Origin of the sequence: Sporomusa sphaeroides DSM 2875 (assembly GCF_001941975.2) — a bacterium.
GTDB classification, from domain to species: domain Bacteria; phylum Bacillota; class Negativicutes; order Sporomusales; family Sporomusaceae; genus Sporomusa; species Sporomusa sphaeroides.
This window is the reverse complement of record NZ_CP146991.1, coordinates 2183799-2196683: the sequence shown is the minus strand read 5'-3', so window position 1 is coordinate 2196683 and position 12885 is coordinate 2183799. Positions and strand designations below refer to the sequence as shown.

The 12885-nt window shown below is 45.7% G+C and carries 11 protein-coding genes and 1 other RNA gene; 1 reads left to right on the top strand and 11 read right to left on the bottom strand.

The features are described 5' to 3' along the window. Positions 1–178 precede the first annotated feature (178 nt). On the top strand, positions 179–796 hold the full coding sequence (locus tag SPSPH_RS10165; protein WP_075755568.1) for an acetate uptake transporter: 618 nt from the start codon (positions 179–181) through the stop codon (positions 794–796). Positions 797–940: 144 nt separating this feature from the next. Here the strand turns inward: SPSPH_RS10165 and SPSPH_RS10160 are convergent, their stop codons facing one another. The 11 genes from SPSPH_RS10160 to SPSPH_RS10110 all read right to left on the bottom strand — a co-directional run bounded on the left by SPSPH_RS10160 (position 941) and on the right by SPSPH_RS10110 (position 12884). Next, positions 941–2266: a replication-associated recombination protein A gene (locus tag SPSPH_RS10160; protein WP_075755567.1), complete on the bottom strand. Its 1326-nt coding sequence runs from the start codon at positions 2264–2266 to the stop codon at positions 941–943. A 4-nt stretch (positions 2267–2270) separates the two neighbouring features. Further along, positions 2271–3302: a low-specificity L-threonine aldolase gene (gene ltaE / locus SPSPH_RS10155; RefSeq protein ID WP_075755566.1), complete on the bottom strand. Its 1032-nt coding sequence runs from the start codon at positions 3300–3302 to the stop codon at positions 2271–2273. A 177-nt stretch (positions 3303–3479) separates the two neighbouring features. Then, positions 3480–3657: non-coding RNA, 6S RNA (gene ssrS / locus SPSPH_RS10150), on the bottom strand. A gap of 80 nt (positions 3658–3737) precedes the next feature. Further along, on the bottom strand, positions 3738–5525 hold the full coding sequence (gene aspS, locus SPSPH_RS10145) for an aspartate--tRNA ligase (RefSeq protein ID WP_075756048.1): 1788 nt from the start codon (positions 5523–5525) through the stop codon (positions 3738–3740). A 35-nt stretch (positions 5526–5560) separates the two neighbouring features. After that, complete coding sequence (hisS, locus tag SPSPH_RS10140; RefSeq protein WP_075755565.1) at positions 5561–6826, bottom strand: histidine--tRNA ligase; 1266 nt, start codon at positions 6824–6826, stop codon at positions 5561–5563. Then, the gene (hemZ, locus tag SPSPH_RS10135) at positions 6820–8418 is read right to left on the bottom strand and encodes a coproporphyrinogen dehydrogenase HemZ (protein WP_075755564.1); all 1599 of its coding nucleotides are present in this window, start codon (positions 8416–8418) and stop codon (positions 6820–6822) included. Before hemZ ends, hisS begins: the two co-directional genes overlap by 7 nt. Next, the gene (locus tag SPSPH_RS10130; RefSeq protein ID WP_075755563.1) at positions 8408–8857 is read right to left on the bottom strand and encodes a Fur family transcriptional regulator; all 450 of its coding nucleotides are present in this window, start codon (positions 8855–8857) and stop codon (positions 8408–8410) included. The genes hemZ and SPSPH_RS10130 overlap by 11 nt, the downstream gene beginning before the upstream one ends. A 27-nt stretch (positions 8858–8884) precedes the next feature. After that, entirely contained in the window at positions 8885–9505 is a 621-nt protein-coding gene (locus SPSPH_RS10125; protein ID WP_075755562.1) for an MBL fold metallo-hydrolase, read from the bottom strand. A gap of 148 nt (positions 9506–9653) precedes the next feature. Further along, complete coding sequence (gene dtd / locus SPSPH_RS10120) at positions 9654–10103, bottom strand: D-aminoacyl-tRNA deacylase (protein ID WP_075755561.1); 450 nt, start codon at positions 10101–10103, stop codon at positions 9654–9656. Positions 10104–10113: 10 nt separating this feature from the next. Beyond that, positions 10114–12327 (bottom strand): RelA/SpoT family protein, encoded by a 2214-nt coding sequence (locus tag SPSPH_RS10115; RefSeq protein ID WP_075755560.1) that lies wholly within the window; start codon positions 12325–12327, stop codon positions 10114–10116. 44 nt (positions 12328–12371) lie between these two features. After that, positions 12372–12884 carry an adenine phosphoribosyltransferase gene (locus tag SPSPH_RS10110; RefSeq protein ID WP_075755559.1) on the bottom strand — a complete coding sequence of 171 codons (513 nt, stop codon included), beginning with the start codon at positions 12882–12884 and terminating at the stop codon, positions 12372–12374. Between the last annotated feature and the right edge of the window lies 1 nt (position 12885).

Sequence of the window (12885 nt, the reverse complement as noted above, 5' to 3'; positions counted from 1 at the left end):
ATAACGCTCTATGCGTCAGTTCAAGCTGTATTTTAGCAGTTTCAGCTGCCATTTATATCCTTACAGCACGTAAAACTTGACGCTAAAAAAAATCTCAATTAAATTAAAATTTTACCGGATTGACAAGCTATTCTGACTATGTTATTTTTTAAACATAGTATATATTAGGAGGTTTTTCATGAGTCTCAATACGAGCAACACACAATCGGTAAAAATCGTCACAGCCGATCCGGGCGGGCTGGGCCTATTTGGGTTAGCAATGGTTACTTTCGTAGCCTCTACCCAAAAACTTGGCTGGACTACAGGACTTTCTTTTGTTGTTCCCTGGGCTATTTTTTTGGGTGCCATTGCTCAATTGATTGCTTGCTTTAATGATTTCAAGCACAATAACACCTTTGGCGCAACAGCTTTTGGCGCATATGGTCTGTTCTGGCTTGCGGTGGCTGCCAGTTGGCTGATTAAAATGGGAGCTTTCGGACCAGTATTAGCTGCCAATGTTGACGGTGCTCAGTTGGGAGTTGCCTTCCTTGGGTTCCTTATCTTTAGTGTGTTTATGACCATCGGCGCTATGGAAACCAATAAAGTTCTTTTCATTATATTCTTTCTTATTGATTTTCTGTTTATTGGCCTGGCAGCAGACGCCTTTGGTTTCGGCCATGGCTGGCATGTGCTGGCTGCCTGGTCTGAACTCTTAATTGCTTTGTTCGGTTTTTATGGCAGCGCTGCTGCTACTCTTAATGTTCATTTCGGCAAACCCTTTCTTCCTGTTGGCAAACCGTTCGGTATTTTTAAATAATCAACTTAATCATACTATGAAAACCGCCGGCGCGGGACGACCGTTATGCATAATCGAACACTCGCGCCGGTGCTTATCTCAGTACGTAAAATTTATACAGTCTATGAATCAAGAAAATGGCTCCCTTGGGGGGCCATTTTTCTTTTAGTTGGGATTCTTTTTGCGGATATGCCCAAGTCTTTCAGCAAAACCTGTTTCAAAACCATGGCAGGTAGGCTGATAGTATATCTTGTTTTTTAGCTTATCTGGCAGGTATTGCTGCTCAACAAAGCCGCCGTCATAGTTGTGAGGATAAAGATAGCCCTTGCCGCTGCCAAGCTTATGAGCGCCGCCATAATTACTGTCGCGAAGATGCTGGGGAACCGGACCGCAGTCCAGCTTCCGTACATCGGTGATGGCTTCGTCAATAGCCACATAGGCTGCATTGCTTTTAGGCGCACAGGCCAAATATGTCACTGCCTGGGCCAACGGAATCCGGCCTTCAGGCATACCGATAAACTGCACCGCTTGAGCCACAGCCATAGCTACGACAATTGCCTGCGGATCAGCATTACCGATATCTTCAGCCGCACTAATAACCAGACGCCTGGCGATAAACTTAACATCTTCGCCAGCTTCGAGCATTCTTGCAAGATAATGCAGTGCCCCGTCAGGGTCTGAACCCCGTATGCTTTTTATAAAGGCTGACACGACATCATAATGGTTGTCGCCTTTTTTATCATAGGCTTGCAATTTTTCGCCGGCGACTGTTTCAATAATCTCCGGAGTGAGTATCCGGGCCTGATCCGGCCCAAACATGGCGGCTGCCTGTTCAAGTATGTTGAGCGCCGTGCGCGCATCACCACCGGCAATTGCGGCAATTTTCGCCAGCACAGCGTTGTCACAGCTTATTCCTTCCTGTCCGAGTCCTCGTTCACCGTCAGTCAGGGCTTGTTGTATGATCTGAATAATCCCCTGCTCATTAAGCCGTGTGAGCCGGATTACCCGCATGCGGGACAGAAGCGGCGAGTTTACTTCAAAATATGGATTTTCAGTAGTTGCTCCAATTAAAATAACGGTGCCATTTTCAACATATGGCAGCAGGACATCCTGCTGTCCTTTGTTAAATCTGTGAATTTCATCCACAAACAATATGGTTCGCCGCTGATGGAGCCTAAGCCGTTCTTGCGCACTTTCCACTACTTTTCGAATATCGGCTGTGCCGGCGGCAACAGCATTTAATTTTTCAAACTGGCTGCCGGTGGTTTGTGCAATAATGTGAGCAAGTGTTGTTTTACCTGTTCCCGGCGGTCCATAGAGAATCATTGACGGAATATTATCAGACTCGATCATTCGCCGCAAAAATTTTCCCTGACCAATGACTTCTTCCTGCCCAATATATTCTTCCAGTGTTTGGGGACGCATTCTTACAGCGAGCGGCCTGCTGTCCTTCGGCTTGGGGTCAAATAAGTTTTGAGAAAACAGCTCCACAATATCACCCTTTTATTATGCGTGCCATTGTATCAATGGTATATTGAATATCATCCCTGGTAATTCCATAGTGGGTTACCATACGAATTTTGTGATTACCAAACTGACTGATTTTAATTCCTTGTCCAGCAAAACATGCAGATAACTCGGCGGCAGTTTTCCCACTCTGCATGGTATCGATAACTACAATATTAGTTTCAACATCGCTTGCATCAAAGCCTATCCCCATATTAGCAACAGCATCGGCCAGCATCCGGGCATGTGCATGATCTTGCTCCAATCTCTCCACCATGGTGGAAAGCGCAACAATACCGGCAGCCGCAATAATACCGGCTTGCCTCATGCCACCGCCAAGCATCTTGCGATAGCGGCGGCAGGTTTCCACGAAATCCCTTGAACCTGCCAATAAGGAACCAACAGGAGCGCCTAAACCTTTGGACAAGCAAAACATGACCGAGTCCGCATATGCAGTAAGTTTTTCCACAGCAACCTGCTGCCTGGCAGCTGCATTAAATATTCTGGCACCATCCATATGAACAGGTATAGTATGTGCTTGAGCCAGTGTATAGATGCCGGCAAGGGTTTCAACAGGGTAACACTTGCCGCCGGCCCGATTATGCGTATTCTCTAAACAGATTAGCGAAGAGCGTGGCTGATGAATATCCTGAGGGCGAATCGCCGGTTTCACAACCTCTGGCGTTAAAATGCCCCGGTGACCGGCAAGTGTTTTTGCCTGAACGCCAGCCAAAACAGCTAACCCTCCCACTTCATAGAAAAAGATATGAGACTCTGCCTCACATAAAATTTCATCCCCCCGTTGTGTATGGGCTAATATCGCTAATTGGTTGCCCATCGTGCCACTGGCAACAAACAAACTGGCTTCTTTGCCTGTCATCCGGGCCCCCAGTTCTTCCAGCCTATTTACCGTGGGGTCTTCCCCATATACATCGTCGCCTACCTCTGCCCGGTACATTGCCTCGCGCATTGCCGCTGTCGGCATGGTTACGGTATCACTTCGTAAATCGACTAATCGCAAAACTTTCACTCCCATCAAAATATGTTGCTATATTCTACATATAAGGTATCTGATTACTATTCTGTCTAAATGTGAAAATTCCTGGCAAAGGCTACTACTACTTTAAAAGAAAATGGATTATCCCGCCTCATATACCTGAGAGGGATAATCCATTGTAAATCAATTCAGTTGGCATACCCAATCCCCACTATGCCGTATCGCCTGTGTTTTGAACCTGCCCTCGGCAGGTGGGTGCTCGCCTGACTACTTTATGTGTCCCTTGTATCCTGGGCATACACGCTATAATCAGAGCCTGGCTCCCTAAGTCAATGTGTTGGCTCAAAACATAGACTTTACACGTGCACAGCAGGGTTGAGCTGCTTCCTTTGTTCGCTTTAATATTATCAAATAAGTCAAACAATTGCAAGAGTAGCAGCTGTAGAATATTTTTCCAGCTTATTTTTTGGTAACAACCTCAGATTTTATATATAGTTCTTTAAGCTGCCGCTGCCCGACTTCTGCCGGTGCCTGCATCATCATATCGGAAGCACTTTGGGTTTTGGGGAAAGCAATGACATCCCGGATAGAAGCGCGTTTGGCCATAAGCATAACCAAACGGTCCAGACCAAAAGCAATGCCACCATGGGGCGGAGTGCCATATTCAAAGGCTTCAAGCAGAAAACCAAATTTCTCCACAGCTTCTTCAGGTGTTAAACCGATGCCTGTGAAAACTTTTTCCTGCAGGCTGCGATTATAAATCCTGATGCTGCCGCCGCCAAGTTCGATACCGTTAAGCACCATATCATAAGCTTTGGCTCTAATTTTGCCAGGTTCGCTGCCCAGATACTGAACATCTTCATCACGCGGCGAGGTAAACGGATGGTGCATGGCAACCCAGCGCTTGTCTTCTTCGTCGTATTCAAACATGGGGAAATCAATAACCCACAGGAAAGAAAGCTTATCGGGATCAATTAAGTTTAAACGACGGGCCATCTCCAGTCTGAGCTGTCCTAATGCGGCTGCCACCACACTAGGTTTATCGGCAACAAACAGCAACAAGTCACCGGTTTCAGCCTGAGCGGCCTCAGTCATTTGTTGGATGGTTTCCTCACTGAAGAATTTAGTAATTGGTGATTTCAGACCCTCAGTGGTATAGGAAATCCAGGCTAACCCCTTGGCTCCATAGGTAGCAACATAGTCTACCAGACCATCAAGCTCACGCCGGGGTGCATTAGCGTAGCCTTTAACATTAATCGCCTTAACTTGTCCGCCGTTAGCTAATACCGCATCAAACACCTTAAACCCGGAGTCCTTAAAGATACCGGACAGATCAATCAGCTCCATGCCAAAACGAAGGTCAGGTTTGTCTGAACCATAACGGGCCATAGCCTCGTCATAGCTTAAACGGACAAAGGGTGTAGGTACATCGGCACCGACACCTTCTTTAAAGATGTAGGCAATCAGCTTTTCCATCAGGGACAGGATATCTTCCCGTTCAATAAATGACATTTCAATATCGAGCTGCGTAAACTCCGGCTGACGGTCAGCTCTCAGATCTTCATCACGGAAACAACGGGCAATCTGGAAGTAACGTTCCATGCCGGCAACCATTAATAACTGCTTGTAGATTTGCGGAGATTGGGGCAAAGCATAAAATTTGCCCGGATTCACCCGGCTTGGCACCAAATAATCTCTCGCACCTTCCGGGGTGCTTTTGGTGAGAATGGGAGTTTCAATCTCAACAAAATTATGTTTATCAAGAAAATCCCGCATGGATTTTGTTACCCGGTGTCTGAGCATCAAATCCTGTTGCATTTCAGGACGCCGCAAGTCAAGATATCTGTGCCGTAAACGCAGCAATTCGTCTACCTCAATACCATTTTGAATATAAAAAGGCGGGGTTTTTGCTGTATTTAGGATTTTTAGTTCATTGCCATATACTTCAATAGTACCTGTAGCCATATTAGGATTGACAGTAGCTTCCGAACGAGCTTTAACCACGCCGCGTACAGCTAAAACATATTCGTTCCTAACCATCTCGGCTTTAACAAAAGCGTCTTTGTCAACATCAGGGGAAAATACTACCTGAACAATGCCTGAGCGGTCACGTAAATCGATAAAAATCAACCCGCCATGGTCACGACGTCTTGAGACCCAACCACACAGGGTGACTTCCCGTCCGGTGTGATCCTCATTTAAATCGTTGCAGGCATGGGTACGTTTTAACCCCTGCATTGTATCAATCACAATTGTTTCATGAGCTGTTTCTATTTGTGCCATTACTTCTCCATCCCCTCTGTAATCATCGAAATCAAGTCAGCCTTGTCAATTAATTCCTGACTGCCTGCTTCCATATTTTTTAACATTACTTTATTTTGTGCCAGTTCATCTTCACCGATAAGTGCCACAAACCTGGCCGGATACTTGTTAGCATACTTCATTTGTGCCTTTAGACTGCGGTTCATAAAATCCATATCGGCGGCAATACCTGCCCGGCGCAGTTCTGTCAAAATTTCAAAGGCAGCTGCCTGTGTTTCCTGCCCCAGCGGGGCAACAAAGACCTCAATGGCATTGGTTACTGACGGCAGTAATTCCTGTTTTTCCAGAGCCAGCAGCACCCGCTCCATCCCTATGGCAAAACCAATACCGGGTGTAGGTTGTCCACCACATTCGGCAATCAAGCCGTCATAACGTCCGCCGCCGCACACCGCACTCTGTGCCCCCAACGGCGCATATTGAATTTCAAAGGCGGTTTTAGTATAGTAGTCAAGCCCGCGCACTAACCGGGGATTAAGCACAAAACTAATGCCTGCAGCTGTCAGCAATGCCTGTAAGCCGGTAAAATGGCTGCCGCACTCCTCGCACAAACAGTCTGCCATGTGCGGCGCACCCTGAGATTGCACGGTACAGGCTTCGTTCTTACAGTCCAAAATACGCATAGGATTACGGTCATAGCGCGACTGACAATCTGGGCATACATGCGATAATTTGTCGCGGAAAAACTCCTGCAGCCTGCTGCGGTAAACAGGACGGCATGCCGGACAACCGACCGAGTTAATGAGTAGTTTTAAATCGTTGAGTCCTAATTTGTTGAGAAACTCGACTGCCAGGCTGATAATTTCGGCATCAATGGCCGGCCCCGGTGCGCTCAAAGCCTCAACGCCGAATTGATGAAATTGACGGTAACGGCCGGCTTGCGGCCGGTCATAGCGAAACATCGGCCCAATATAATAGAGTTTTGTCGGCTGTGGTCCGGCGTATAGCTTATGTTCTAAATAAGACCTGACTACGGCTGCGGTATTTTCAGGACGCAAAGTGATGCTGCGCTTACCCCTGTCAGTAAAGGTATACATCTCTTTCTCAACAATATCGGTCGTCTCGCCGATGCCGCGCAAAAAAAGTTCAGTATGCTCAAAAATCGGGGTACGAATCTCTTGATAAGCAAAATTATGGCACACTTCACGGATTACTTGTTCTATATACTGCCAGTATCCGCTACTGTCAGGCAATATATCTTTTGTTCCCCTCGGTCCGCTTGTCAGCATAATGAATCCTCCTTATGGTCGCCATACAGTCTTGAAAGCAAGGTATTTCTTTCACATAAGTAATTATCTAAATTTGCAATGTATGCAAAAACATCTTTCGCATTATAACAGCTCTGAAGCCGCCAAACACCCTGGTGGCTTACCGCTTTAGTACCGGCAGCAGGCCCGATGCCAATGATGGTTTGCCGTTCTTCCATAATTTGAATATTATAAATGCAGTCTGTTCCCGGCTTAGCATAACCAACATTTTCAAAATTTCCGGTCATATACTTCTGCCGGTACAAGTAGTAAGGATGCATATCCATACTGGCAGTATATTGAGTCGCAAGCTGCAGCATTGCCTGGGTTGTTTCCTCATTAGGCAACACTTGTTCGTTGATTATACCGGAATTCAGGGATTCCTTCAGGATAGAGCCCCGCTTTAAAGCTAATGTATGTATCGTAATATTTTCAGGATTAAGTGCAACGATTTGCCGCATGGTATCATCCATATCAGCAGCCGTTTCACCGGGAAGACCGGCGATTACGTCCATATTGATAACTGGAATCGCCGCGCGGCGAATTTTCCCGAATATGTCTATTATATCCTGAACACTATGCCGCCGTCCAATCTGTTTTAAAGTTTTATTTTGCATGGTTTGTGGATTTATGCTAACCCTGTTTACCCCGTTATGGCGAAAAACATCAATTTTCTCATCATTAACGCTGTCAGGCCGACCGGCTTCCACTGTCCATTCTTTAGTCTCTGCTCCCCAAAAAGCACACTTGATCAACTGCAGCAGATTATTAAGATCAGTGGCTGTTAAACTTGTAGGAGTTCCACCACCAACATAGATGCTTTCCACTGCCAGGCCATATTTGGCTACCAGTTTAGCAGTACTTTGGATGTCTTTAGTAATTGCCCGTAAAAAAGCATCAAGCTGTTCTCGGCGCTCAGGCAGCACATATGCCGGAAATGAGCAGTACAAACATCTCGATGGACAATAGGGTATACCTATGTAGATACTTATTTTTTTACCATCTGCAAGATGACCTGGTCTGGCAAGCATCGGCCGCTGATGAATGGCAATACCTGTGACCAGTTCAGCCTTTGCCGGTTCTATGCCGTAGTCTTCCACCAGTCTGCTAATAATGTTGTGGCAACTTTCGCCCTGGTCCAACAGCCGGTGAGCAATTTTTGTCGGACGTACACCGCGTAATATTCCCCAGGGAGCTGGATTCTTTGCTGTTATCTTACGCATAAGCAACAGCAAAGTAAGGCGTACCAGATGCCTGGCAACGCCTGTCACATCTTCCCTGCCGGCATTTTTACCGCCTGCCGGCGGCACCGGACGAGTCTGACACGCGCTTTGCGATTGAGAATTACCGTCTGAATCACAGTTACTTACAGTTACCTTGACAGCTACTTCAGCACCTGCAGGGCTGACAGCAACCGCTACCAGGAAACTGGAGCCGCCAAGTTTGGTTAGTGCGGCTCCTTCCGGCCAGCCTCCTGCATATGTCAGCTTAAATAAGGCCATGATGTCACGCACCGCAGCTAACACGTCAATTTCCGCACCAGTAGCAGCATAAAAGAACTCTTTACTCTTCACGTTTTTCGCGGCACTCCCCGCAGTATCCATAAAACTTTACCTGATGGTCGACAATAGTAAAGTTACTGTTTTTAGAGATTTTATTCTCAAGATCATCCAGAAGATCATCCTCAAACTCAATAACCTTACCACAATAGAGACAAATAAGATGATGGTGGTGGTGCGGCGTGCTGGTTTCATTCATCTCATACCGGCTGCGTCCATCACCGAAGTCCATCTTTTGCAGAATATCGAGTTCACTAAGCAATTCAAGGGTACGGTATACTGTCGCCAAACCAATATCATTGGACTGCTGACGCACAATATTGTGAACATCTTCAGCACTTAAATGCTTATCACGGTTATCGATAAATACCTGCAAAATAATCTGCCGCTGCGGCGTAAGCTTATACTCGCGCTCTCTAAACATTTGGCGCAAATTAGATAAATCAATCGTCATACATTTTACCTGCCTTTATTAATTCATTTATTGAATAAAGGAATTATGGGTACGTTCCCAGCCAATTGTGGTTTCCGGACCGTGTCCTGGCAGTACCCTGACATCATCGGCGAGTGGCATAAGATTTTCTTTGATACTGTGAATTAGCTGACTGTAAGAACCACCGGGGAAATCAGTCCGTCCAATTGACCCTGCAAATAAGGTATCTCCCGCTACCACCAGTGAATCGGTCAAGAGACAGATGCCCCCGGGGGTATGGCCAGGAGTGTGCAGCACCTTTAATTCAATATTCCCAATACTAATCGTGTCATTATGGCTTAGCAATCTGTCGGCACTCTGACAGACCATACCACCGCCGATATATATTGACAGGTTACGCTCGGCGCTTGTCAACATCTCTGCATCTTCATAATGAATTAAGACTTTTGCACCGGTAGCCTGTTTAACGGCATCATTGGCAGCAATATGATCCGCATGTCCGTGAGTATTAATAATATATTCCACTTTAAGCCCTGCCTTATTAATCTCGGCAATAATTGCTTCGGCGCTGCCACCAGGATCAATCACCGCGGCTTTTGAGGTTTGTTCACAATAGAGGATATAACAATTTGTTCCTAAATGCCCTACTCCCATCTGAATCACTTTCACTTAAATCACGCTCCTATATATAACCTGCTAACTATTTTTGCAGGCGGGTAGGATGTTGGCAAAAGCACACACCAAACCGCCAGTGACAAAGCGTTGTTAATGCACCACCCGCCTGCGACTGCAAAATTCTTTGCTGCGAAATATATGCTTAAAACAGCCGTTTGCTGTCTAACAGCATGGTTACCGGCCCATGGTTAGTCAAGCGGACAATCATCTCAGCCTGAAACTTGCCACAAGCTACCGGAACCCCCATATCCCGGCATAGGGTTACGAAGTATTCGTAAAGGAATATAGCTTCCCCAGGCGGCGCAGCGGTATCAAAACTCGGCCGGCGTCCCTTGCGGCAATCACCATATAGGGTAAATTGAGAAACTACCAATAGTTCTCCCTTTATATCCTTAAGGGATAAATTCATTTTTCCCGCTTCATCAGGAAAAATTCGTAAATTTACAATTTTTTCCGCAAGGTAGTTAGCATCCAGCTCGGTATCTTCCTGCCCTACCCCCAGAAAAACAGTCAGGCCTGTGCCGTTAGCGGCAATCTCCTGATCATCGACTGTTACACTGGCATTATCGGTCAATTGAACAACAGCCCTCATCAGACTCCTCCTACAGTTGGGTCATACGATGCACACTATATACATCCTGAACTCGTCGTATTTTAGTCATGATATGTTCCAGCTGGCTCAGATTGCCGATATCAATATCCATATTAATAACCGCAGTTTTATTTTTTTGCACGCGGGCATTAAGGGAAGACACATTTATTTTGGAATCTGAGGCAATCATCATAATATCTGACAGCAAATTAGGACGATCGGTACCGGTAATTTCAATCGAAACTTTGTATAATGTATCACCGGTAATATCCCAGCTGACCTCAATCATGCGCTCATATTCTTCCGGATTGTTGTGGATATTGGGGCAATCGGCACGATGCACCGATACACCCCGTCCTCTGGTAATATAGCCTACAATCAAATCACCCGGAAGCGGATTGCAACACCGCGCCAATCTGACCATCAGCCCTGACTCGCCTTTGACCAAAATACCATGACCGGATTTATTTTTCTGCCGTTTGGGTTTGAGACCGGCCAGCATAGCCGAAACATCAGGAGGGGTGGTGCTTTTTAATTCTTTTTTATAGGCCTCAATCAGTTTGGTCATAACCCCATGCAAAGTAACTCCGCCATAACCCAAGCCTTCAAATAAATCTTCTTCACTGGAAATATTTAATTTTTTTGCCGCTTCACTCAAACGGTCACCCTTTATCAGATCGCGCCATTCGTAGCCAAGCTTCTTGGTCTCCCGTTCAATCATTTCCCGGCCTTTGGCAATGTTTTCTTCCCGTTTTTCTTTTTTAAACCATTGCCTGATTTTATTGCGGGTTTCTGATGCACCAACTACGTTCAGCCAATCCCGGCTGGGACCATTAGTTTGCTTGGCGGTAATAATCTCTACAATATCACCATTGGTGAGCTTATATTCCAGCGGTACAATTTTACCGTTGATTTTAGCGCCGACACACCGGTGGCCTACATCGGTATGAATACGATAAGCAAAATCAATGGGTACTGAACCGGCAGGCAAATCAACGACATCGCCCTTGGGAGTAAATACAAATACCTCGTCGGCAAAAACATCCAATTTCACCGTTTCAATAAATTCACGCGGATCTCTTAAATCACGGTGCCATTCCAAAAGCTGCCTTAACCAGGCTAGTTTTTGATCAGAATCCTTAGCTGCTGCCTTACCGCCCTCTTTATAACGCCAATGAGCAGCAATACCATATTCGGAAATACGGTGCATCTCCAGGGTACGAATCTGGATTTCCAGCGGTTGTCCGGATTGACCGATAACTGTCGTGTGCAGCGACTGATAGCCATTGGACTTAGGCATAGCAATATAGTCTTTAAATCTGCCAGGCAGAGGCTTCCATAATGTATGGACAATGCCCAAGGCTCCATAACAGTCTTTTACCGTATCAACAACAATACGAATAGCCGATAAGTCATAAATTTCACTGACATCCTGCTTATGGCTTTTTTTCATTTTTTTATAAATACTGTAAAAATGTTTGGGCCTGCCTTGGATTTCGGCTTTAATGCCAACACCGTCAAGCCGTTCGTTCATCAGCGCAATGGCGTCTGTGATAATCTCTTCCCGTTCTTTGCGCTTTTGTTTTACCTGTTCGACAAGCCTGTAATACTTTTCCGGCTCCAGAAATCTAAAGGCCAAATCTTCCAGTTCCCACTTAACATTAGAAATCCCCAGCCGGTGGGCGAGTGGCGCAAAAATCTCCAGCGTTTCACGCGATATTTCCTGCTGCTTATACGGCGCCATATATTTAAGGGTTCGCATATTATGCATTCTGTCGGCAAGTTTTATCAAAACCACCCGGATATCTTTGGCCATCGCCAGGAACATCTTGCGATAGTTCTCCATTTGATGTTCTTCTTTGGATTTATACTCAATACGGCTTAATTTAGTAACCCCATCGACCAGCATAGCTATTTCTTTACCAAACTCTTTTTCCAGCAGTTCCAGCGTAATATCCGTATCTTCCACCACATCATGCAGCAAACTGGCACTGATGGTTATGGCATCAATCTGCAAATCGGCCAGAATATTGGCGACTCCCAATGGATGACATATGTATTCGTCTCCAGATACCCTAAGCTGCCCTTCATGTGCATCATGAGCCATTTGATAGGCTTTTTCAACCAGCGGCAACGGCGCATCAGGCTGGTAAACTTTGATCTTGGCAAGTATATTTTCAAGCGTAGGCTTTATAGTCCTTTTTCCTTGTGCATCGTTACCCATGTCTCACCTCTTACTGCTGCTACAGACAACCGGATTTATTACTGTTAATACTGAATCAGTGAACCAATATCATAACCGGTCAACACTTGACGGCCATTTAAGAAAGATAATTCGACCAGAAAAGCCAGACCTACAATCGTACCACCTAATTGTTCTACCATTTTAATGGTTGCCAGAGTAGTACCGCCTGTTGCCAGCAAATCGTCAACAATTAGTACCCGGCTCCCTGGTACAATAGCATCTTTATGAATTTCCAAAGAACCTTTACCATACTCTAAAGAATACTCATAGCTTACGATTTCTGCCGGCAGTTTACCTGGTTTACGAACAGGCACAAAACCGGCTCCCAAGACATACGCGACAGGAGCACCAACCGCAAATCCTCTTGCCTCAGGACCGATAACAATATCAATCGGTTGCTGTTTATAAGGCTCTGCCAGTCTATCGATGGCTAAGCGGAAGGCTTTTCCGTCTTTGAGCAAAGTGGTAATATCTTTAAATTGAATTCCCGGTTGAGGAAAATCGGGTATATTGCGAATTTTTTCCTGTAGATCCATT